At 59.1% G+C, this 22,190-nt stretch carries 24 protein-coding genes and 1 riboswitch; of the genes, 13 read left to right on the top strand and 11 right to left on the bottom strand.

Annotated features, from left to right (window positions below):
* Positions 1-211 precede the first annotated feature (211 nt).
* The gene (gene mqo / locus GHO03_RS07715) at positions 212-1,720 is read right to left on the bottom strand and encodes a malate dehydrogenase (quinone) (protein ID WP_095001565.1); all 1,509 of its coding nucleotides are present in this window, start codon (positions 1,718-1,720) and stop codon (positions 212-214) included.
* Between the two features lie 693 nt (positions 1,721-2,413).
* Positions 2,414-2,647: a hypothetical protein gene (locus GHO03_RS07720; RefSeq protein WP_095018287.1), complete on the bottom strand. Its 234-nt coding sequence runs from the start codon at positions 2,645-2,647 to the stop codon at positions 2,414-2,416.
* 156 nt (positions 2,648-2,803) lie between these two features.
* On the opposite strand from GHO03_RS07720, the gene GHO03_RS07725 reads away from it, so the two are divergent.
* Positions 2,804-3,388, top strand: coding sequence for a YajG family lipoprotein (locus tag GHO03_RS07725; RefSeq protein WP_095001563.1), 585 nt, complete (start codon positions 2,804-2,806; stop codon positions 3,386-3,388).
* Positions 3,389-3,447: 59 nt separating this feature from the next.
* Here the strand turns inward: GHO03_RS07725 and GHO03_RS07730 are convergent, their stop codons facing one another.
* Positions 3,448-3,654, bottom strand: coding sequence for a hypothetical protein (locus GHO03_RS07730; RefSeq protein WP_016779492.1), 207 nt, complete (start codon positions 3,652-3,654; stop codon positions 3,448-3,450).
* Between the two features lie 146 nt (positions 3,655-3,800).
* Entirely contained in the window at positions 3,801-4,967 is a 1,167-nt protein-coding gene (locus GHO03_RS07735; protein WP_095020337.1) for a 1-acyl-sn-glycerol-3-phosphate acyltransferase, read from the bottom strand.
* A gap of 105 nt (positions 4,968-5,072) precedes the next feature.
* Between GHO03_RS07735 and GHO03_RS07740 the strand changes: the two genes are divergently transcribed.
* The 4 genes from GHO03_RS07740 to GHO03_RS07755 are packed head-to-tail and all read left to right on the top strand — an operon-like array spanning position 5,073 to position 7,059.
* A complete protein-coding gene (locus GHO03_RS07740) occupies positions 5,073-5,255 on the top strand; it encodes a CPXCG motif-containing cysteine-rich protein (protein WP_095001561.1) in 183 nt (60 codons plus the stop codon).
* A 12-nt stretch (positions 5,256-5,267) separates the two neighbouring features.
* Positions 5,268-5,528: a putative signal transducing protein gene (locus tag GHO03_RS07745; protein WP_095001560.1), complete on the top strand. Its 261-nt coding sequence runs from the start codon at positions 5,268-5,270 to the stop codon at positions 5,526-5,528.
* A gap of 51 nt (positions 5,529-5,579) precedes the next feature.
* A complete protein-coding gene (locus tag GHO03_RS07750; protein WP_095001559.1) occupies positions 5,580-6,206 on the top strand; it encodes an SOS response-associated peptidase in 627 nt (208 codons plus the stop codon).
* A gap of 34 nt (positions 6,207-6,240) precedes the next feature.
* Positions 6,241-7,059 (top strand): M48 family metallopeptidase, encoded by an 819-nt coding sequence (locus GHO03_RS07755; RefSeq protein ID WP_153399517.1) that lies wholly within the window; start codon positions 6,241-6,243, stop codon positions 7,057-7,059.
* A gap of 105 nt (positions 7,060-7,164) precedes the next feature.
* On the opposite strand, the gene GHO03_RS07760 is transcribed toward GHO03_RS07755, so the two are convergent.
* The 3 genes from GHO03_RS07760 to GHO03_RS07770 all read right to left on the bottom strand — a co-directional run bounded on the left by GHO03_RS07760 (position 7,165) and on the right by GHO03_RS07770 (position 10,004).
* Entirely contained in the window at positions 7,165-7,749 is a 585-nt protein-coding gene (locus GHO03_RS07760; RefSeq protein ID WP_086799543.1) for a TMEM165/GDT1 family protein, read from the bottom strand.
* Between the two features lie 91 nt (positions 7,750-7,840).
* Positions 7,841-7,959: riboswitch (yybP-ykoY riboswitch) on the bottom strand.
* A gap of 50 nt (positions 7,960-8,009) precedes the next feature.
* A complete protein-coding gene (locus GHO03_RS07765; RefSeq protein ID WP_095001557.1) occupies positions 8,010-9,008 on the bottom strand; it encodes a class I SAM-dependent methyltransferase in 999 nt (332 codons plus the stop codon).
* Between the two features lie 30 nt (positions 9,009-9,038).
* On the bottom strand, positions 9,039-10,004 hold the full coding sequence (locus GHO03_RS07770) for a 2-hydroxyacid dehydrogenase (RefSeq protein ID WP_095031988.1): 966 nt from the start codon (positions 10,002-10,004) through the stop codon (positions 9,039-9,041).
* A gap of 80 nt (positions 10,005-10,084) precedes the next feature.
* On the opposite strand from GHO03_RS07770, the gene GHO03_RS07775 reads away from it, so the two are divergent.
* The 3 genes from GHO03_RS07775 (at position 10,085) to GHO03_RS07785 (ending at position 13,491) form a co-directional block, all read left to right on the top strand.
* Positions 10,085-10,714: a LysE family translocator gene (locus tag GHO03_RS07775; RefSeq protein WP_153399519.1), complete on the top strand. Its 630-nt coding sequence runs from the start codon at positions 10,085-10,087 to the stop codon at positions 10,712-10,714.
* A gap of 141 nt (positions 10,715-10,855) precedes the next feature.
* On the top strand, positions 10,856-12,613 hold the full coding sequence (locus GHO03_RS07780) for a DUF1302 domain-containing protein (protein ID WP_133144786.1): 1,758 nt from the start codon (positions 10,856-10,858) through the stop codon (positions 12,611-12,613).
* A 155-nt stretch (positions 12,614-12,768) separates the two neighbouring features.
* Positions 12,769-13,491 (top strand): OmpA family protein, encoded by a 723-nt coding sequence (locus GHO03_RS07785; protein WP_095001554.1) that lies wholly within the window; start codon positions 12,769-12,771, stop codon positions 13,489-13,491.
* Between the two features lie 206 nt (positions 13,492-13,697).
* Here GHO03_RS07785 and GHO03_RS07790 read toward each other — a convergent pair whose 3' ends face one another.
* Positions 13,698-14,132 (bottom strand): YhcB family protein, encoded by a 435-nt coding sequence (locus tag GHO03_RS07790; RefSeq protein WP_016779504.1) that lies wholly within the window; start codon positions 14,130-14,132, stop codon positions 13,698-13,700.
* Positions 14,133-14,271: 139 nt separating this feature from the next.
* Here GHO03_RS07790 and GHO03_RS07795 point away from each other — a divergent pair, with 139 nt between their 5' ends.
* The 3 genes from GHO03_RS07795 to zapE all read left to right on the top strand — a co-directional run bounded on the left by GHO03_RS07795 (position 14,272) and on the right by zapE (position 17,473).
* A complete protein-coding gene (locus GHO03_RS07795; RefSeq protein WP_095001553.1) occupies positions 14,272-14,907 on the top strand; it encodes an alpha/beta hydrolase in 636 nt (211 codons plus the stop codon).
* Between the two features lie 24 nt (positions 14,908-14,931).
* Positions 14,932-16,287: a tryptophan--tRNA ligase gene (locus tag GHO03_RS07800; RefSeq protein ID WP_095001552.1), complete on the top strand. Its 1,356-nt coding sequence runs from the start codon at positions 14,932-14,934 to the stop codon at positions 16,285-16,287.
* Between the two features lie 91 nt (positions 16,288-16,378).
* On the top strand, positions 16,379-17,473 hold the full coding sequence (gene zapE, locus GHO03_RS07805; protein WP_153399521.1) for a cell division protein ZapE: 1,095 nt from the start codon (positions 16,379-16,381) through the stop codon (positions 17,471-17,473).
* Positions 17,474-17,515: 42 nt separating this feature from the next.
* Here the strand turns inward: zapE and GHO03_RS07810 are convergent, their stop codons facing one another.
* The 3 genes from GHO03_RS07810 to GHO03_RS07820 form a co-directional block, all read right to left on the bottom strand.
* Entirely contained in the window at positions 17,516-18,538 is a 1,023-nt protein-coding gene (locus GHO03_RS07810) for an asparaginase (RefSeq protein ID WP_153399523.1), read from the bottom strand.
* Between the two features lie 135 nt (positions 18,539-18,673).
* Positions 18,674-19,609 carry a GlxA family transcriptional regulator gene (locus GHO03_RS07815; protein WP_169916835.1) on the bottom strand — a complete coding sequence of 312 codons (936 nt, stop codon included), beginning with the start codon at positions 19,607-19,609 and terminating at the stop codon, positions 18,674-18,676.
* Between the two features lie 268 nt (positions 19,610-19,877).
* Positions 19,878-20,918: an NADP(H)-dependent aldo-keto reductase gene (locus GHO03_RS07820; RefSeq protein ID WP_095020340.1), complete on the bottom strand. Its 1,041-nt coding sequence runs from the start codon at positions 20,916-20,918 to the stop codon at positions 19,878-19,880.
* 246 nt (positions 20,919-21,164) lie between these two features.
* Between GHO03_RS07820 and rplM the strand changes: the two genes are divergently transcribed.
* Both rplM and rpsI read left to right on the top strand, forming a co-directional pair.
* A complete protein-coding gene (rplM, locus tag GHO03_RS07825; RefSeq protein WP_007917032.1) occupies positions 21,165-21,593 on the top strand; it encodes a 50S ribosomal protein L13 in 429 nt (142 codons plus the stop codon).
* 14 nt (positions 21,594-21,607) lie between these two features.
* Complete coding sequence (gene rpsI / locus GHO03_RS07830; RefSeq protein ID WP_003216038.1) at positions 21,608-22,000, top strand: 30S ribosomal protein S9; 393 nt, start codon at positions 21,608-21,610, stop codon at positions 21,998-22,000.
* The last annotated feature ends 190 nt before the right edge of the window (positions 22,001-22,190 follow it).

Here is a 22,190-nt window from a genome sequence, read left to right on the forward strand (position 1 = left end):
GCCTGCTCGCGAACGACCTTCGCGAGCAGGCTCGCTCCCACAGCTGCAGTGTTCCTGCAGCTGCTACGGATCTTGTTTCATGTTCTGATTCACGAGTTACCTTGCATTGGGCTTACGCCTTTGCAGTGCCCCGAATCAGGGCAACAAAAAAGCCCCTCGCCCTGAAATAGGGCGAGGGGCTTTTTATGACGCATGAAACGTCAATGTTGCATTAAGCGATACTGGTGCTGGCTGTTTTAGGCGTAACCAGTTCCAGCAGCTCGGAGTTGCGGGTGCTGATTTCGCGGTACAGGTCGGCGTCGGTTTCGAGGACCTTTTCCCGTGCAGGGAAGATTTCCTTGAGCTTGGTCGCCCACTCGCCCGTGGCTTTCTGCGCAAAGCAGCGCTCGATCAGGTCCAGCATGATCGAAACGGTTACCGAGGCGCCCGGCGAAGCCCCCAGCAGAGCGGCCAGCGAACCGTCTTTGGCCGCAACCAGTTCGGTACCGAACTGCAGCACACCGCCTTTTTTCGGGTCTTTCTTGATGATCTGTACCCGTTGCCCGGCAATCTCAAGACGCCAGTCTTCAGCCTTGGCCTGTGGATAGAAACGACGCAGGGACTCCAGGCGTTGTTCCATCGACTGGCGCACTTCGCTGACCAGGTACTTGGTCAGGTCCATGTTGTCGCGAGCCACGGCCAGCATCGGCCCGATATTGCCCAGACGGATCGACATCGGCAGGTCAAGGAACGAACCATGCTTGAGGAACTTGGTGGTGAAACCGGCATAAGGTCCGAACAGCAGCGACTTTTTGCCATCGACCACACGGGTGTCCAGGTGCGGCACCGACATCGGCGGAGAGCCGACGGCAGCCTGGCTGTAAACCTTGGCCTGATGCAGCTTGACCACTTCCGGGTTATCGCAACGCAGCCATTGGCCGCTGACCGGGAAGCCGCCATAGCCTTTGCTTTCTTCGATGCCCGAGGCTTGCAGCAGCGGCAAGGCCGCGCCACCGGCGCCCAGGAATACGAACTTGGCATCAACGTGGCGAGTATTGCCGCTGTTGGTGTCCTTGATGCTTACTGTCCAGCCGTTACCGTTACGCTTGAGGCCGGTGACTTTTTTGCTGTACTTGATCTGGGTGTCCGGTGCACTGGCCAGATGCTTGAGCAGTTGCTGGGTCAGGGCGCCGAAGTTGACATCGGTGCCATGTTCCACGCGGGTGGCCGAGATGAGCTGATCCGCAGGGCGGCCCGGCATCATCAGGGGCATCCACTCGGTCATTTTGGCCTTGTCTTCGGTGTATTCCATGTCGGCAAACGCATGGTGCTTGCTCAGCACGTCAAAGCGTTTTTTCAGGAACGACACGCCTTTTTCACCTTCAACGTAGCTCAGGTGAGGAACCGGGCTGATGAAGGACTTGCAGGAACCGAAGGTGCCTTTTTGCGCCAGGTAGGCCCAAAACTGTTTCGACACTTCGAACTGGGCATTGATATGCACAGCCTTTTTGATGTCGATCGAACCATCAGCCGCCTGCGGCGTGTAGTTCAGCTCACAAAGGCCGGCGTGACCGGTGCCTGCGTTGTTCCACGGGTTGGAACTCTCCGCAGCACCTGAGTCCATTTGCTCAACAACTTCCAGCTTAATGCCGGGGTCGAGCTCTTTGAGCAGTACGGCGAGGGTGGCACTCATGATGCCCGCCCCAACCAGTACTACGTCGACTGCTTCGTTATGCGCCATTAACGCGTCTCCAAAATCTACGGCACCAAATTGACGGCATAGCTGCCAGGTGTCCGGGGCGTGGTTCTGATTAGCCCCGGGCCACTCATGGCCAGGATCGCCATGTCCGATTCTTCGCAATTTCTTGCAACTTTAGCGGACGCCACCAACCGGGCCTTCAAGGTTCATATGAACGCATTTCAGTACTCGGGAGGCAATTCGACTTAATGTCTAGAGCGTCCGTTTGTGCAACCAAATCCGTAAGCGGACAGGCTTTCAGTCTCGTGCTGTGGAGCCGACTTCGATCCTGCTTGGTGAGGCAATATCAGACGCTAATGGTGCATGTTCAGACGCAAAACTTTTCATTTGCTCGCCACACTCTTGTGAAGTTGTGAAACCCGTTTTTTTCACGCTCTCTTGAAGACGTGAACCTCAAAAAAGGGCTACCGCACGCTGGGCACCGAACCAGTGGCCGAGCGTTGTGGCAGCTCTGGCAGACCATGCAGAAAGTGGGGGTTACGCAATGAAATTCAAGCGCGCCAGCTTCACATGATCTGTGTGGGCGGCTCTCTGTGGGCGGTTTTGGGGTGCCAATACAAGCGCATTAGCGATGTTGCGGGGCCCGATCAGGAGACGTCCTTATAATCGGGGGGAGATTGTAGCGAAGAAACGTGGGCAATTGATCCTGTTAAATGACTTTTATTGGTGCGCCGTTCAGAGGCCCGGCAGCGGGTGCCCTGACGAATGCCTTGCGGGCGAGGCAATACGGGCGTTGGCAGGTAGCACCTGGTGCAACCAGTTAAGACGGATTTCTTCGATTTCGACCCAGCTGTCGCCGACCGGCGGTTGTTTGCACTGCTTGAAGGCCTGGCAGCGACCTGCCGAATCCAGGCGGGCGAAGCAGCGCTCGGGGCGGTTGAAGCCGAGCAGGGTCAAGAGCATGTTCATGGCGGCACCTGTTGAGTCAGTCGTCGAGACTATGCCCTGTGCAGGTGACATACGGATGAATTGGCGATGACAGGCGGGTGACGGCAAGCCGCTAGTTCGCAGGCGTCCGGCACCCTATACTGACGGCCTGTTATACCCAGTCCTGGAGAGATAAGCATGTTGCAACGCCTGTTGTTCGGTTTGATTACTGTGACCAGTTTGACCCTGGTCGGCTGCGCCCACAGCCCGCAACAACTCAGCCCGCAACCTAAGCTGACCACCCAGCTTGCGCCAGTGGGTCGTGGCCAGCCGGTGGTTGTGCGTGTGGTGGACGGTCGTCCTTCCCCAACCCTGGGGACCCGTGGTGGCATGTACCCCGAGACCAGCGCGATCAGCGTCAGCAGTGCCGACCTGGTTCCCAAGCTGCAAGCCCAGGCTGAAGCAGCCGTGCGCTTGCTGGGTTTCACCCCGACAGCCAATGCGATGAACGCGCCAACGCTGACCGTGACCCTGGCCGAACTCAAGTATCAGTCGCCCAAGGACACCATGTACGTGACTGAAGCCACCATTGGCGCGACCTTCCGTTCCGATGTGAAGAACGGTGGTCGTACCTACAGCGGCCGTTATGGCGCGTCCCTGGATCAGCGCTTCGGCATGGCGCCGAACCAGGAGACCAACACCAAGCTGGTGAGCGATGTGTTGAGTGATGCCCTGACCCGTGTGTTCAAGGACCCGTCCATCGGTCGTTTGCTCAGCGAGTAAGCCGGCAAAATAAAAAAGCCCGAACTCAGTGAGCTCGGGCTTTTTTGTGTTCGAAACATTCAGGCCGCTTCGGCATACAGCTCCAGGCGGCTGACGCCGGTGAGCAGGTCCGTCTCGGGCAGGTCGGCATGGGCGTGGCCGCTCAGGGCGCAGTAAACCAGCCAGTGGCGGTCTTGCACGTTAAAGGCCAAGCCCTCGATCAATGCCTGTTGTTCGTCGCTGGGCGCGATAAGGTAAAGGCGGTCCTGGTTTTCTGCGTGCAGCATGACAAGCTCCGTGTCGGTGTCGAGGGGCCACAGAGTGGCCTCTCAATATGACGATACGGTGACAGCAGAATTTAAGCCCTTCTGTGGGAGCGAGCCTGCTCGCGAACAACCTTCGCGAGCAGGCTCGCTCCCACGGGTTTATTGGGTTACAGCGCCAGGCCAGCCTTGATCCGATACTGGTTACGCACCGGCATCGCGTATTGCAGCACCAGATACGGACGGTGCTCGGCCGGGCAGGCGTCCAGGCGGCGTTGCCATTCTTCCTGGGCCTTGGCCAGTTCTTCGGCACCGAATACCTCTGCGGCCGTCGGCACTTGTAACTCGGGGTCGTGGTCGCTCCACTGCGCATACGCCAGGTAGTGCGCGGGGAACAGGCGGTAGCCACCGAGGATATGACGATCCATTTCGGCGGCCAGCAATTTGCTGTCTTCGAACAACTCGGTCACCGGCGCCCCGAAGTTCACGTGCACGCGACCCTTGTAGCCGGTAATGCCGTTGGCGATGCTGGTGTCGTCCTCGCCAGGAGCCTTGCTGTAGGTGCCGGTAGTGGCGCGGATAAACAGCTCGCGGGCCTTGGCCTGGTCACAGGGGTCGTATTCGTAGCTGATGGAAACCGGGGTCAGGTTCAATGACTGAATGACCTCGGCAAACGGCTCGTTTTTACGGCTCATATGAAACATCTTGAGGATCGCCGAATCGGTACGGTCATCACCGTCCTTGGCCCGGCCTTCAGCCTGGGCGATCCAGATTGACTGGCAGTCGTTGCGGATCGAGTGGTTGATGTATGCCGACAGCAGTTGATAAGCCGCGAGCTTTTCCCGGCGCCCGGTGATCGAGCGGTGCACGATAAAGCTCTTGTTCAGGCGCATCAGATCGCTGACAAACGGCTTTTGCAGCAGGTTGTCGCCAATGGCGATGCGCGGCGTTGGCAGGCCGGCGTGGTACACGGCGTAATTGACGAACGCCGGGTCCATCACGATATCGCGGTGGTTGGCCAGAAACAGGTAGGCGCTGCCGGATTTCAGTTGCTCGACGCCGGTATAGGTTACGCCGTCGGTGGCATGTTCGATGGTGCGATCGACGTACACCTCGACCTTGTCCTGCAGGGCCGCGACCGAATTGACGCTGGCGAACTCTTTGCGCAGGCGATGAGCTATAAGTGGTTTTAACAGCCAACCGAAAGCGCCAGCCAGGCGCGGAAAGCGAAAGTGGGTCAGGATATCCAGAAACGCCTTGTCGCTGAGCAGCCGGGCCAGCACTGCTGGTACTTCGGCGTCGTCGTAAGGTCGGATGCTATCGAATTGGCCCATCATGCTCTCTTGTTGGAAACGACTAGGGTTGGTACGCAGGGCAGGGCAAAAATAATAGCCCTGCTAATAGACCGGCGATTATACGCACAAGTCACTCTGGAGACCGCGATGCTTGAAACTGAACACTATGAATGCCCCTATTGCGGCGAGCCGGCTGAAGCGGTGCTCGACCTGTCGGGGGGTGATCAGAGCTACATCGAAGACTGCCCGGTGTGCTGTCGGCCGATCCTTTTTCACCTTCAGACCGATGGCCATGAATGGATGCTCGATGTGCATACCGAGAATGAGTAGTGAGTGAAGACCATGCAACGCATCTACGAGCCGGAAAACCTGATGGAAGCCGAACTGTTGCTGGGCATGCTGGCCAGTGAAGGGGTCGAGGCCCGGCTACAGGGCCGTGATCTGGTCGGCGCCACGGGGGAGCTGCCGGTGTTCGGCTTGCTCGGCCTGGCGGTGGCCAATGATCGGGCGCAATACGCACGGGAGTTGATCGATGCGTACAATGCCGCGTCACCGGTGGCTGGTGATGAGCCTGAGAGTTTCCCCGATGTGCTGGATTGCTGATGCCAGCGACGGTTTATTCATTGCTATACAAAAGAAGAGTTGTGCTGCCCCATGTGTGGACGTTTTGCCCTGTTTCGCTGGAACCCTGCATTTGCAGCCTTGCCCGGTTTCCCGGCGGATCAGCAGGCCCAGTGGAATATTTCGCCGAATGATTCGGTATTGATTCTGCGCGCCGGTGCTGAGCCTGGCCAGCGAGAGCTGGCGCGAGCGCGCTGGGGCCTGACCCCGGCGTGGCTGACCGACCTGTCACGGACTCCGGCCCATGCCCGTGCTGAAACCGTGGCCGAGCAGCCCATGTTCCGCGATGCCTTGCGTGAGCGCCGCTGCCTGATCCCGGCCAACGGCTTTTATGAATGGCGCGGCACGACCCGTAAACGCCCCTACTGGCTGACGCCGGGTGAAGGCTCCTCGCTGTTTTTTGCCGGTATCTGGGAGGCATACCCCGTTGAGGGGCATGTGTGGCTGAGCACCGCCGTGATTACACAGGCAGCGGCCAGCCAGCGTCGCCCGCTGATTCTGGATGAGGCCGGCCAGCAGGCCTGGCTTGACCCTCAGACTCCGCTGCAGGCCTTGCAGGCGCTGCTGGCCAGTGCGCAGATGCCGCTGCGAGAAAGACCGCTGGCCAATCTGGTCAACGATCCAAAACTCAACGCGCCCGAGTGCCTGACACCGGGTTGAGATACGATACGCGCCATCTTTATGGAGACTTTTGATGGGTAAGTTAGCGGTAGTGTGCGCCGTGGGCGCCGGGTTGTTGCTGGGTGGATGCCAGGCGGTGAATACCACCAATGGCGGCGCCGTGGGCGTAGAGCGCAAGCAGTACATGTTCAGCATGCTGTCGAGCCAGCAGGTTGACCAGATGTACGCCCAGTCGTATCAACAGACCGTCAGCGAGGCGGGCACCAAGGGCGTCCTGGACAAGACCAGCGCCAACGCCAGGCGCCTGCAGGCGATCGCCAACCGACTGATTGCCCAGGCGCCGGCCTTTCGCCCGGATGCCGCGCAATGGAACTGGGAAGTCAACCTGATCAAGAGTGACGAGCTCAACGCCAACTGCGGCCCTGGCGGCAAGATCATCTTTTATAGCGGGATCATCGAGCAACTCAAACTGAGTGACGATGAAATTGCCGCGATCATGGGCCATGAAATTGCCCACGCCTTGCGTGAGCACGGGCGTGAATCCATGTCCAAGGCCTATGGCATCGAAATCGCCAAGCAGGGTGCTGGCGCCTTGTTGGGCCTGGGCCAGGACAGCCTGGGCCTGGCCGACACGGTGGTGAACTACAGCCTGACCTTGCCCAACAACCGCAGCAATGAAAACGAAGCGGACCTGATCGGTCTGGAGCTGGCAGCCCGTGCGGGCTACAACCCGAATGCGGCGATCACCCTGTGGCAGAAAATGGCTCAGCAATCACAGAATGCGCCGCCTGAATTCATGAGCACCCACCCGGCTTCAAGCAGCCGGATTGCTGCGCTGGAGGCGGCCATTCCGAAGGTGATGCCGCTGTATCAGCAAGCGCCGAAATCGTGACGCTTGTTGTGGGGGCGGGCTTGCTCGCGATGGCGTCTACGCGGTTCAACTGAAAGACCGCAGTGCCTGTATCGCGAGCAAGCCCGCTCCCACACAAAGTGTGGGTTACACCCAGCCGCTGATCTGCATCGCCTTGTACACGGCCACTACAGCCAGTACTACGAACGCGGTGGCAGCCAGTCTGCGGATCAGGGTCAACGGCAGTTTGTCAGCGGCAAAGTTGCCCGCCAAAACCACCGGCACGTTGGCAATCAGCATGCCCAGGGTTGTACCGATAATCACCAGCCACAGATCCGGGTATTGTGCGGCGAGCATCACCGTCGCCACTTGGGTCTTGTCACCGATTTCGGCAATGAAGAAGGTGATCAATGTGGTCACGAACGGCCCGTACTTGCGTGCGGTGCTGGCTTCGTCGTCGTCCATCTTGTCCGGCACCAGGGTCCACAGCGCGGTGGCGGTAAAGCTCGCGGCGAGGATCCAGTGCAGCATGGCGTCACTGAAGAACGTGCTGAACCAGGCGCCTACAGCACCGGCGGCGGCATGGTTGGCCAGGGTCGCGACCACGATACCGGCGATTATCGGCCAGGGTTTGCGAAAGCGTGCGGCCAGAATAAGGGCGAGCAGTTGCGTCTTGTCGCCGATTTCGGCCAAGGCAACGATTGCAGTAGGGACAAGCAGGGAATCGAGCATCATCAGGTGGTTTCCAGGGGCGGGTCGACACGGCTATGACACGTACAGCCTCCCCGCCCCGGGTAAGGTGTTCGTGTCATAGGTCTTGTCAAACCCCGGTCCGTCTGTGCGGACACTGGGTCGCATACGCCATGGTCTGTTGACCAAGTATGTTGACGTATGCCGGACGAGCTTGACGCTCGTGGGAGACTACTCCCCTAGGACGGAGCGGATTCTGCCTAGGCAAATCCGATCCGGCAAGCTCTTATTTTTCCGCAGGCTCAACGGCGCTTGGCGCTGTAAATCCGGAAACCCTGGCCCTCGGCCTTGACCGTGCAGGCACCGAAATGCTCTTCGATCAGCGGTTGATATCGCAGGAAGCTGTTGGCGACAATCCGTAGTTCGCCACCTGATTTCAGATGTTTCACTGCTTTTTGCAGCAAGTTTTCGGTGGCGTGGTAATCGGTATGCACCCCCACGTGGAACGGCGGGTTGCTCAGAATCGTGTTCAAACCCATGGGCGCGGCGTCGATGCCGTTGCCGGTAATCACTTCCCCTTCCAGACCGTTGGCCGCCAGGGTCAAACGGCTGCTGGCGGTGGCGAAAGCATCCACGTCGAGCAGGGTGACGTTGTTGTGCGGGTAGCGGCGCTTGACCGCAGCCCCGAGCACGCCCGCACCGCAGCCGAAGTCCAGCACGTGGCCGCTGGGCAACTTGTCCAGATGCTCAAGCAGCAGGGCGCTGCCGCGATCCAGGCGACCGTGGCTGAACACGCCCGGCAGGCTCACGACCTTGAGCGGGCCTTCGGGCAGCGGCAGTTCGTAATGTTGCGCCAGATCGTGCAGTACCGGCACGGGCGGGGCGTTATCCACCGTCACTTGCCACAGCTGGCAATGCCGCGCGCTGTCGAGTTTGCGTGGCTTGCCGAACGGGATCAACTGTTTGGACGCGCCTTCAATGCCACCCTTTTTTTCACCGACCAGAAACACGTCGGCACCCGGCAGGCGGGCGGCCACGGCCTTGAGCACGTAGTCGCTCAGTTCCTTGGACTTGGGCAGGAACACCACGGCGGTGTCGAACGCCCGCTCAGGGATATCGACACCGAACTGCACACGCCCGGCAAAGCGGGCGTCGAGCGCGGCCTGGTCGCCGGCATGCCAGCACCAGCCATGGGCATCGGGCAACTCGCCCAGCAGTTCGTCAGCGGGCAAGCCGACCAATAGCACCGAGCCTTGAAAGTATTCAGGCTGACGAAGCAGTACTTCACTGCGCGGATCCATAATCTGCTCCTCAAAAAGGGGCGCAGTCTATCAACTGACGACCCGCAGCGCTGTACCGTTGAAGAACGCTTCGGCATTTTGCGCCAGTTGGCCGACGATGCGCTGGCGTGCTTCACGACTGCCCCAGGCACTGTGCGGGGTGATGATCAGGCGCGGAATGTCGGCCCCCAGCAATGGGTTGCCGTCGCGTGGTGGTTCGACGCTGAGCACGTCGGTGGCCGCGCCACCCAGATGGCCGCTACGCAGGGCGTCGGCGAGTGCCTGTTCGTCGATCATGCCGCCACGTGCGGTATTGACCACAAAGGCCCCGGGTTTGAGCAGTGCCAGTTCGCGGGCGCCGATAAAATTACGCGTATGCTCGGTGAGCGGGCAGTGAAAGGTCAGCGCGTCGACCTGGGGCAGCAGTTCGTCCAGCGTCAGGCGCCCGGCACGGGCCGGACGCCCCGGGATCTGGCCGATCAGCACGCGCATGCCGAAGGCTTCGGCCAGTTTCGCGACCGCACTGCCCAGCTCGCCGTGACCGAACAGGCCCAGGGTCTTGCCTTCCAGCTCGACAATCGGGAAGTCCAGCAGGCAGAACTGCTTCGCTTGCTGCCACTGGCCGTCGGCCACGGCCTTGTTGTAATCGACCAGGCGCGTAGCCAGTGCCAGCAGCAGGCCGAGGGTGTGCTGCGCCACCGATGGCGTGCCGTAGCCCTGGCAGTTGGCCACGGTGATCCCCAGGGCTCGGGCGGCCTCAAGGTCGACGTTGTTGGTGCCGGTGGCTGCCACCAGAATCAACTTCAGCTCCGGGCAGGCAGCCAGGGTCTGGGCGTTGAGCAGCGCTTTGTTGCTGATGGCCACACTGACGCCTTGCAGACGCTCGATCACATTGGTTGGCGTGGTGTCTGCGCACAGCTGCAAGTCACCGAAGCTGCGACGCAGCGGGTCGAGGTCGAGATCGCCCAGGTCCAGTGAGGTGTAATCAAGGAATACGGCGCGCTGAGTGTTAGTCATCAACTGTACCTTTTGTGCTGTGAAATGAAGGCGTAATGTGGCGAGCCTAACAGAAGAAACAATTTGTAATGGAGCCGTGCATGTACTGGACAGAATTTTTGACCGTAGCCTTGATTCACCTGTTGGCGGTGGCCAGCCCCGGGCCTGATTTTGCCGTGGTAGTACGCGAGAGCGTCACTCACGGCCGCCGTGCCGGGATGTTTACCGCGTTTGGTGTGGGCACGGCGATTTTTGTCCATGTCGGCTATTCATTGCTGGGTATCGGCATCATCGTGTCGCAATCGATTGTCCTGTTCAACGCCCTGAAATGGCTGGCAGCGGCTTATCTGCTGTATATCGGCATCAAGGCACTGCGGGCCAAACCGGCCGATCCTGCGGCGTTGGCGGCCAGCTTGCCGGTGGGCGAGCGCACGGCACGCGGGGCTTTCACGTCGGGCTTTGTGACCAACAGCCTGAACCCCAAGGCGACGCTGTTTTTCCTGTCGCTGTTTACCGTGGTGATCAACCCGCACACCCCGCTGTCGATCCAGGCCGGTTATGGCGTGTACCTGGCAGTGGCAACCGGTGTGTGGTTCTGCATGGTCGCGATGCTGTTCAGCCATCAGCGCGTGCGTACAGGCTTTGCCCGCATGGGTCACTGGTTTGACCGCACCATGGGGGCGGTACTGGTGGCGTTGGGCGTGAAACTGGCGTTTACCGAGATGCATTGACACACCTTGGTTCCGTAGCAGCTGCCGAGGAACGAAGGCTGCGTCCGGCAGCAGCTACGGGGAGATGGTCGGGTTCTTGTCAAAATCTGGATTTGCTTCATCCTTGCGGGCTTATTGCAGTGTGCCCACGGAGAAGTATCGATGTCCTCAGTCCACCGGTCCTGGCGCAGCGCCAGGCTGGCGCTGGCAGTCAGCCTTGCGTCGACGTCCGCTTGGGGCGTGAGCTTCAATGTCGGCCCGGTTGAGGGGCAGATCGATACCGAGCTGTCCATCGGCGCCAGTTGGTCCACCGCCAGGGCCGACAGCAAACTGATAGGCGCCAACAATGGCGGCACGGGGCAATCGGCCATTTCGGACGATGGCCGCCTTAACTTCAAACGCGGCGAAACTTTTTCGAAAATCTTTACCGGCATGCACGCACTGGAACTCAAGTACGGCGACAGCGGCCTGTATGTGCGCGGCAAGTATTGGTATGACTTCGAGTTGCAGGACGACAGCCGCCCCTTCAAGCCCATCAGTGACTCAGGCCGCCGAGCCAGCGCGCAATCGGCCGGCGCGCAACTGCTCGATGCGTTCGTTTACCACAACTACGCCATTGCCGATCAGCCCGGCGCAGTCCGCTTGGGTAAACAGGTGGTCAGTTGGGGCGAAAGTGCGTTTATCGGTGGCGGCATCAATGCGATCAACCCCACCGACCCTGCCGCCTATCGTCGGCCTGGCACTGAGTTCAAAGATGGCCTGGTGCCGGTCAACCTGTTCTATCTCTCGCAAAACCTGACCGACAACCTGTCGGCTGAAGCCTTTTATCAGCTGGATTGGGAGCCGTCCGAAGCGGACAACTGCGGGACGTTTTTCTCCCGGTCAGACGTGATGGCTGACGGCTGCAGCGGCAATTACCGGGTCATGAGCAAGCGTTCGGCACTCGATGTGGCCGACCTCGCCGCGCTGACCGGTGCCGGGGTTGAGGTGAACGAGGAGGGCGTGCTGGTACGCCGTGGCGCCAATCGTTATGCGCGCAACAGCGGGCAGTTCGGGGTGGCCATGCACTATGTGTTCGAGCCGCTGGGCACCGAGTTCGGTGCCTACTTCATGAACTACCACAGTCGCGACCCGATCCTCAGCGCCAGCGCGGCGCCGCAGTCGGCCTATAACGCGGCAGCAGGCGCCGGAGGGCTGGCGCCGATGGTTGTTGCCGGCAATTCGGGCTATTACGTTGAATACCCTGAAGACATCCGCCTTTACGGCCTGAGCTTCTCCACCACTTTATCCACAGGCACGGCCTGGAAGGGCGAGTTGAGTTACCGTCCCAATGCGCCGGTGCAACTCAACAGCAACGACTTGCTGTACGCCAATGTCACGTTGCTGCCCGGGCTTGCCGATGCATCGCCACTGAGCGTCACTCCCGGCGCAGATGTGCAGGGCTATCGGCGCAAGGAAGTCACCCGGTTCCAGACGTCCCTCAGCCATGTGTTCGACAACGCGATGGGTGCCGATCACCTGACCGTGACCGGTGAAGTGGGGGTGACCCGGGTTGGTGGCCTGGATAGCCCTTCAGGGCTGCGTTACGGGCGTGATCCGGTGTTTGGCTCTGAAGGTAATGACGGCTTCACCACGGCCACCTCCTGGGGCTACCGTGGTCGCGCCGTGTGGGAATACAGAAGCGTTGTTCCCGGGGTGAACCTCAAGCCCAATCTGGGCTGGTCCCATGATGTCAGCGGCTATTCGCCGGGGCCCGATGCCAGCTTCGAAGAGGGCCGCAAAGCCATCTCCCTGGGGCTGGAGGGTGACTATCAAAGCACCTACACCGGCAGCCTGTCGTACACCAATTTTTTTGGTGGGCGCTACAACACCCTCAGTGACCGCGACTTTGTGGCGCTGACGATGGGTGTGAAGTTCTAGGCCGGAATTTGTTGGGAGGCGTTCGGGCGACTATTGTTTGTGGGGTGCGAATGTTTACGACCCAAGGAATTTTTACCGTTGGTCGTGTTCCAAGATTTATAAAGGTCTAATGCCAATGGCCTTTGCCCCTAGAAAGATTGATCAGGAGCTTCACCATGTTCATTTCGCGTCGTTTGATTGTTGCTGCAAGTGCGGTGGCCTTGCTGGCTGGCTGCGCTACGCCTAACCCGTATGACAACCAGGGCCAGGGGTCTTCCGGGACGGGCTTGAGCAAGACTGCCACCTACGGTGGCCTGGGGGCTCTGGCGGGTGCTGTGGCGGGTGCTGCCATCGACCATAACAACCGTGGCAAGGGCGCGCTGATCGGTGCTGCCGTGGCAGGCCTGGGTGCAGCCGGTTATGGCTATTACGCCGACAAGCAGGAAGCAGCCCTGCGTGCGAGCATGGCCAACACGGGCGTTGAAGTTCAGCGTCAGGGCGACAACATCACCCTGGTGATGCCAGGCAACATTACCTTCGCGACCAACTCGGCCAACATTGCGCCCAGCTTCTATCAGCCGCTGAACAACCTGGCGAATTCGCTCAAGCAGTTCAACAACCAGAACCTGATCCAGATCGTGGGTTACACCGACAGCACCGGTAACTACAACTACAACATGCAGCTTTCCCAGCAGCGTGCGCAAAGCGTAGCGACCTACCTGACGTCTCAAGGTGTGAGCGGCCAGTACCTGTCAGTCAAAGGTATGGGCCCGGCTGATCCGATTGCCAGCAACGCCACCGCAGATGGCCGCGCACAGAACCGTCGCGTACAAGTGACACTGGCGCCAATCCCGGGCATGCAATACCAGCAGCCGGGTCAGGTGCAGCAGTACCCTTGATCATTACCTCGTAGCAGCTGCCGAAGGCTGCGTTCGGCTGCGCAGCAGTCGTAAACCCTGAGTGCGGGGTTTGGCTGATATTGCGACGACTTCGTCGTCGAACGCAGCCTGCGGCAGCGGCTACGGGGGGGCGCAAGACACACAACAAAAAGCCCCGCGATCCTTGCAGATCGCGGGGCTTTTTATTGGGCATCCGGCTGGGGAAATTACTTCTTCAGGCCGTAATGCTCATCCAGCATGCCAGGACCGTTCGGGCTTTTTGGTGCGTAGTCCAATGGCGGCTCGGTGCTGTGCGGCGGGGTGATGCGCTCGCGATGCGGTTGTGGCACATCCGGGTGCAGGGCAGCCAGCAGGCGTTGGCGAGTCTGCTCGTCCAGGGCCAAACGGTTGGCGCCCTCGGCGAGGTGTTCTTGCACGTCCTGATAGCTCTGTGTGAGTTTCTTCACCAGGTTGGCGGTGGTGTTGAAGTGGGTAACCACTTCACTTTGGTAACTGTCAAAACGTTCCTGGATGTCGTCCAGCTGACGCTGCGTGCGGTTAGGCACGGCATTGGGCAGCAGACGAGCAACCAGAAAACCAATGGCGACACCGGCAACCAGAGCGAGAGTCGGCAACAACCAAATCAAGAGCGAGTGTTCCACGAGTCCTTCCTCTATAAACGGCTTTGCTTTACGTTAACGGCTCGGACCTGCGCTGTATACCGCGATGCACTCGCAAATATGTCAGACAGAATCTATCAGCTAGACGAGTCGACCCAATCTGAGGTCACGGAGTTCCCTCTTGCTTACCCGCGAAACCCCTGTAGTAATTGCTGGCCCGGTCGGCCAACTGGAAGCCTTGTACCTTGATTGTGCTGAGCCAAAGGGCCTTGCGCTGCTGTGCCATCCCAATCCGGTACAGGGCGGCACCATGATGAATAAAGTGGTTTCGACCTTGCAACGCACTGCCCGCGATGCTGGCCTGATTACCTTGCGATTTAATTACCGCGGCACCGGCGCCAGTGAAGGCAGCCACGATATGGGCACCGGCGAAGTCGACGATGCCTTTGCAGCAGCCCGGTGGTTGCGCGCCAGACACCCTGACTTGCCGATCACCCTGTTCGGTTTTTCGTTTGGTGGTTTTGTTGCCGCCAGCCTGGGTGGTCGCCTTGAAGCCCAGGGCGAAAAGCTTGAGCGCGTGTTTATGATCGCCCCTGCGGTGATGCGTTTGCGTGACGAAGATGCCTTGCCACATAACTGCCCGCTGACCGTTATCCAGCCTGAAACCGACGAAGTGATCGACCCGCAGCTGGTCTATAACTGGTCAAACGACCTGTCGCGCCCCCATGAGCTGCTGAAAGTGGCAGAATGCGGACACTTTTTTCACGGCAAGCTGCCCGAGCTCAAAGAGTTGGTAGCGCCACGCCTTTCGAATTGATTGCAGCCTGATAAGCGATTACCCATGACCTCTCGTACTCGTATCCTCACCGGCATCACCACCACCGGTACGCCGCACCTGGGCAACTACGCCGGGGCCATCCGCCCTGCGATCGTGGCCAGCCGCGACCCCAACGCCGATTCGTTTTACTTCCTGGCTGACTACCATGCCCTGATCAAGTGCGATGACCCGCTGCGCATCCAGCGTTCGCGTCAGGAAATCGCTGCAACCTGGCTGGCGGCCGGCCTTGATGTCGAGCGTGTGACCTTCTACCGTCAGTCCGATATTCCGGAAATCCCCGAGCTGACCTGGCTGCTGACCTGCGTAGCGGCCAAGGGCCTGCTCAATCGGGCCCATGCCTACAAGGCCTCGGTAGACAAGAACCTGGAAAACGGCGAAGACCCGGATGCGGGCATCACCATGGGCCTGTACAGCTACCCGGTGCTGATGGCTGCGGACATTCTGATGTTCAATGCCAACAAGGTGCCTGTGGGGCGTGACCAGATCCAGCACGTTGAAATGGCCCGTGACATTGGCCAGCGCTTCAACCACCTGTTCGGCAATGGCAAAGAGTTTTTCGCCATGCCCGAAGCGCTGATCGAAGAAAGCGTGGCCACTTTGCCGGGTCTGGACGGTCGCAAGATGTCCAAGAGCTATGACAACACCATTCCGTTGTTCAGCAGCGCCAAGGACATGAAAAGCGCGATTTCGCGCATCGTTACCGACTCCCGTGCACCGGGCGAGGCGAAGGATCCGGACAACTCGCACCTGTTCACCCTGTACCAGGCATTCTCCACGCCTGAGCAGTCGGTTGAGTTCCGCAGCGAGCTGTTGCAGGGCCTGGGCTGGGGCGAAGCGAAAGAGCGCCTGTTCAAGCTGCTGGACGCCGAGCTGGGCGAGTCCCGCGAGCGTTACCACGACTTGATGTCGCGTCCTGATGATATGGAAGACATCCTGCTGGCTGGCGCCCAAAAAGCTCGCAAGATCGCAGCGCCTTTCCTTGTCGAATTGCGTGAAGCCGTTGGCTTGCGCTCGTTTGTCAGTGCCGCGCAAACCACTGCTGCGAGCAAAAAGAAAGCCGCCAAGGGCCCGCGCTTTGTCAGCTTCCGCGACGAAGACGGCAGCTTCCGTTTCCGCCTGCTGGCCGCTGCTGGCGAACAATTGCTGCTGTCGCGCAGCTTTGCCGACGGTAAAACCGCCGGTCAGGTGACCAAGCAGCTGCAATCCGGCGAGCCTCTGGATGTGCGCAGTGACGCGTTGAGCTTCAGTGTCTGGCTGGGCGACACCTGCGTGGCTGACAGTCCGGTATTTGCCGATGCCACAGCCAGAGATGAGGCAATCGAAGCGTTGCGCCTTGCGCTGGTACCCGTTCAAGACTGAGAAAGTGCGACGTTTCGTCTCAGGTTTGATTGCCATTCCCAAGGGTCGTCGCTACAGTGTCGGCCCGTTTTTGTTGCCTTGCTAACGAATTATGACGCCTCTAGAACGATATCAAGCAGATCTGAAACGCCCGGACTTCTTCCACGATGCCGCGCAGGAAAACGCTGTGCGCCATTTGCAGCGCCTGTACGACGACCTGGTCGCTTCCTTGCAGAGCAAGCCGGGCCTTTTCGGCAAGCTGTTCGGCAAAAAGGAGCAGACGCCGGTCAAGGGCCTCTACTTCTGGGGCGGTGTAGGCCGTGGCAAGACATATCTGGTCGATACGTTTTTCGATGCCCTGCCGTTCAAGGAGAAGGTGCGTACCCACTTCCACCGCTTCATGAAGCGCGTGCATGAAGAAATGCGCACCCTCAATGGCGAAAAGAACCCGCTGACCATTATCGCCAAGCGTTTTTCTGACGAGGCGCGGGTGATCTGCTTTGATGAATTCTTTGTGTCGGACATTACCGACGCCATGATTCTCGGCACCTTGATGGAAGAACTGTTCAAAAACGGTGTCACCCTGGTGGCTACGTCGAACATTGTGCCTGACGGTTTGTACAAGGACGGCTTGCAGCGTGCGCGCTTCTTGCCCGCCATTGCGCTGATCAAGCAGAACACCGAAATCGTCAACGTCGACAGCGGCGTCGACTATCGCTTGCGTCACCTTGAGCAGGCCGAACTGTTTCACTTTCCGTTGAACGAAGAGTCCGAGAAGAGCTTGAGAGAAAGCTTCAAGGCGCTGACTCACAACTCCAACAGGGCGATCGAAAACGATGATCTGATCATCGAGAACCGCACCATCCGTGCCTTGCGTACCTGTGATGATGTGGCCTGGTTCGAGTTTCGCGAGTTGTGCGACGGCCCGCGCAGCCAGAATGATTACATCGAGCTTGGCAAGATCTTCAACGCTGTAATCCTCAGCGGTGTAGAGCAGATGGAAGTGAAAACGGACGACATCGCCCGACGCTTTATCAACATGGTCGATGAGTTTTACGACCGCAACGTCAAGCTGATCATCTCGGCTGAAGTCGAGCTGAAAGACCTTTACAAGGGCGGGCGCCTGAACTTCGAGTTCCAGCGTACCCTCAGCCGTTTGCTGGAAATGCAGTCCCATGAATATCTGACGCGGGCGCACAAACCCTAGTCAAAAAAACGGCCTGCATTGCAGGCCTTTTTTATGCCCGCCTCAGGCCTCGGCGGCCTTGAACCCCAGGCGCTGCACGTACTTGGCAATGTCGCGGGCATGCCCGCAACCTATCAGCAGCCATGTCAGGATCCGCGCCTTGTACGGGCAGAGAAACCCGCACATCAGCGCGCCGCGGTCGATCAGGTCCATCTCGCTGCCGATAAACCCGTAAGACGCTTCGGCGGTGGGGCCTGAACCTGTTCGTGACGCCACCAGAACCGGAATTTCCGTGGTGACCTGTTCGATCAGGTCGACCCATTCGACACTGACATGCCCGGCCCCGAAAGCACTGACCACCAGCGCGTCATACCCCAGGGCCAGCACATGCTCCAGCAGTACCGTGTCGGCAGACAGTGTTGCTGGCAGCAATGCGACCTTGTGATGAATGCTGCGGGGCATGGGCAGGACAGTGCGTGCGCAGGCTTTGCGCAGATAAAGCACGCGATTTTCGAGCATTAGCCCGGCAGGGCCGAAAAACGGCGAGTTGAAGGCGTCCAGCGTTATTGATGAGCATTTGCGCACATGCAGCGGCTGGTGAATCTGGCCGTTCATTACCACTAGAACGCCTCGCTTGCGGCTCTGTGTATCGAGCGCAACCCTGGAGGCATCCAGCAGATTGGCGGGGCCATCTGCGCCGGGATGATCGCTGGGGTGCATGGCGCCGGTCAGCACAAGTGGCACATCGGCATCCCATAACAGGTCAAGGAAGAATGCAGTTTCTTCCAGGGTGTCGGTGCCTTGGGTGATGACGATGCCCAGCGCGCCCAGCTTCACTTGCTCCTGGGCCCAGATCAGCACTTCAAGCAGCAGATTGAAATCCAGGGAGGCGCTGGGAACCAGGCACAGGGTCTCGATATGAACGTCCAGCCCTTCGTGCAGCTGCGAAATGCCGTCAAGCAGTGCTTCGCCAGTGATCACGGGTTGTGCGCCTGAGCCGGGCTGTGTTGTGCGCATGCTCACGGTGCCACCCAGGGCTCCTATGGAAAGGATGGGCAGGGAGTTGTGATTGAGTCTTTGCGCCATGCTGCGTACCTCCGCCAGTGGCCGGTGAAGCCTCTTCTTGTGAGTGCCCCTGGTTGGAGGGCATTTCATCAGAGGCTTTTTGGGCTGGCGGAGAAATCAGATTGTTCCGCTTGGTGTGTAGTACAACGCTTAGATTTAAGCGACCTGATTGAGGCCTGCATGCAGGAACTGCTGACGATACTGGTTTGGTGAAAGCTCTGTGTGTTGGCGAAACAGACGCGCGAAGAAGCTTGCGTCGTCGTAGCCCACGTCATAGCTGATGGTCTTGATGCTTTTGCGGGTGGCCGAGAGCAGGCCCTTGGCGGTTTCTATGCGCAGGCGTTGCAGGTAGTGCAAGGGTTTGTCGCCGGTGGCCAGCTGAAAGCGGCGCATGAAGTTGCGGATGCTCATGCCGTGATCGCGGGCGACATCTTCAAAGCGGAACTTGTCGGCGAAGTGCTCTTCGAGCCAATGCTGGATTTGCAGGATGATCACGTCCTGGTGCAGCTTCTGGCCGCCAAAGCCGATGCGCCCCGGGGTGTAATTGCGCTGTACTTCGTAAAGGATGTCGCGGGCCACGGCCTGGGCGATATTGGCGCCGCAAAAACGCTCGATCATGTAAATGTAGAGGTCGCAGGCTGAGGTAGGCCCGCCGGCGCAATAGAGGTTGTCGGCGTCGGTAAGGTGTTTGTCCTGGTTGAGGTGCACCAGGGGGTAGCGCCGGGCAAAGGTGTCGAAGAAACGCCAGTAGGTGGTGGCCTCTTTGCCATCGAGCAGCCCGGCTTCAGCGAGCCAGAAGACTCCGGTGGCTTCAGCGCACAGGACAGCGCCACGGGCATGCTGTTCGCGCAGCCAGGGCAGTACTTGCGGATAGCGCTGGCAGAGGGTGTCGAAATCGTCACCGAAGGCCGGCAGGATAATGATGTCGCTATCCTCCAGGCCGCCGTCCACAGGGAGCACCACATTGCTGAAGCTGGTGGCCGGTTTGCCGTCGGGGCTGACCAGGCGTGTCTCGAAAGTGGGGGTCAGGCCTTGTCCCAGCTGCTTGCCGTGACGCAGGCTGGCGAGGTGAAAGAAATCCTTGGCATGCATCAGGGTCGACGCGAAAACCCGATCGATGGCCAAAATGCTGACACGCCGCAGCGGCGTGGAGAGTTGATTAGACATAGACATATTTTAATTATTCTTATAGGTGAAATTGGTCAACTTACGGCTGGATCGTCTTATGTTTTTTCCTGTGTGTCCAGAGGTTGCTGCTTTTGTAGCCGCGGGCTTGCTCGCGATGGCATCCATGGGGTTTCTCTGAAACACCGCGTCGCCTGCATCGCGAGCAAGCCCGCTCCCGCAAGGGGGCGGTGGGTCAAGGTGCCGGGTTTGGCTGGTCCTTGTGGATGGCGTCGATACCGGCCAGCACCTCATCCGACAGTTTCAGGTCGAAGCTGGCGATATTGCTTTCGAGTTGCTCCATGGTCGTGGCACCAATGATATTGCTGGTGACGAACGGTTGTCGGGTGACGAAGGCCAGGGCCATTTGCGCAGGGTCCAGGCCATGTTCGCGGGCCAGTGCCACATAACGCTCGCTGGCAGCCACGGCCTGCGGGTTTGAATAGCGCGAGAAGCGGCTGTAGAGGGTCAGGCGGCCTTTTGGTGGTTGGGCGCCGCCACCGTACTTGCCCGAGAGCATGCCGAACGCCAGGGGCGAGTAGGCGAGCAGGCCGCATTGTTCGCGAATGGCGATTTCCGCCAGGCCCACTTCAAAGCTGCGGTTGAGCAGGCTGTAGGGGTTCTGGATCGATACGGCGCGCGGCCAGCCGCGACTTTCGGCCAGTTGCAGGAACTTCATGGTGGCCCACGGCGTTTCATTGGACAGGCCGATGTGACGGATCTTGCCGGCCCTGACCTGCTCGTCGAGTGCCTCGAGAGTGTCTTCCAGCGGGGTGAAGTCTTCGTCGGCGTTGTGGGTGTAACCCAACTGGCCGAAGAAGTTGGTGCTGCGCTCGGGCCAGTGCAACTGGTAGAGGTCGATCCAGTCGGTTTGCAGGCGCTTGAGGCTGGCGTCCAGGGCTTGCACGATATGGCTGCGGTTGTGCTTGAGGTGGCCGTCACGGATGTAGTCGATGCCGTTGCCGGGGCCGGCGATCTTGCTCGCCAGCACCCAGTCGGCACGATCACCGCGTTCCTTGAACCAGTTACCGATAAAACGCTCGGTGGTGGCGTAGGTTTCGGCCTTGGGTGGCACCGGGTACATTTCGGCGGTATCGATAAAGTTGATGCCGGCATTTTTGGCGCAGGCGATCTGCTCAAAGGCTTCGGCCTGGGTGTTCTGTTCACCCCAGGTCATGGTCCCGAGGGCGATTGCGCTTACTTTCAGATCGGTACGGCCAAGCTTTCGGTAGTCCATCGGGTGCTCCTTCGGGTAAACAAACATAAAAGCAGGTTGTAATTTTTTGCGCAATCTGGATAATTGCCCACCTCTTTCTGCAGTGGAAGTGATGCGCCGCCTGCCGAAGAATCTTGCCGTTGAACGGACGCGCTGACCCGAGCCCCCGATAGCGTCTGTATCCGGCTGCCTTTGACTTGTCAAAGTACGCACTATTCAGTAAGATCCGCCGTCTAATTTACAGGGCGGCCCCTGAGGCTATAAAGAATGAAAACTTTTACTGCTAAACCAGAAACAGTAAAGCGCGACTGGTTTGTCGTCGACGCTGCTGGTCAGACCCTGGGTCGTCTGGCCACCGAGATCGCGAGCCGTCTGCGTGGCAAGCACAAGCCGGAATACACTCCGCACGTTGACACCGGTGACTACATCGTTGTTATCAACGCTGAGCAAATCCGTGTTACTGGTGCTAAAACCACTGACAAGATGTACTACTCTCACTCCGGTTTCCCGGGCGGGATTAAGTCGATCAACTTCGAAAAGCTGATCGCCAAAGCTCCTGAGCGCGTGATCGAGACCGCGGTTAAAGGCATGCTGCCTAAAAACCCACTGGGTCGCGACATGTACCGTAAGCTGAAAGTCTATGCGGGCGCTGCTCACCCTCATACTGCTCAGCAGCCCCAAGAACTGAAGTTTTAACGGAATAGTTCATTATGTCGGCGACTCAAAACTACGGCACTGGCCGTCGTAAAACCGCAACCGCTCGCGTTTTCCTGCGTCCGGGTACCGGTAACATCTCCATCAACAACCGCACTCTGGAGAATTTCTTCGGTCGCGAAACTGCCCGCATGGTAGTTCGTCAGCCGTTGGAACTGACTGAGACTGTCGAGAAATTCGACATCTACGTCACCGTGATCGGTGGTGGTGTAAGTGGTCAAGCTGGCGCAATCCGCCACGGTATCACTCGCGCACTGATGCAGTATGACGAAACCCTGCGTGGCGCTCTGCGCAAAGCTGGCTTCGTTACTCGCGATGCTCGTGAAGTTGAACGTAAGAAAGTCGGTCTGCGTAAAGCGCGTAAGCGTCCGCAGTACTCGAAGCGTTAATTCGCAGCTTCGTTCAAAAAAGCCCAGCCTCCTTCGGGAGCTGGGCTTTTTTTATGGGCGATGATTTAGCGGTGTGACAACTTGCCACATCCAGCAAACGCCTATACTACAAGGCCTGTAGCCGCCCCAGAGCGGTAATTACCTTGTAAGACTAGGGGCTTTTCATTACCATTCTGCAAAATTTTTATAA

Source organism: Pseudomonas sp. FSL R10-1339 (assembly GCF_009600545.1).
Taxonomy (GTDB): Bacteria; Pseudomonadota; Gammaproteobacteria; order Pseudomonadales; family Pseudomonadaceae; genus Aquipseudomonas; species Aquipseudomonas bubulae.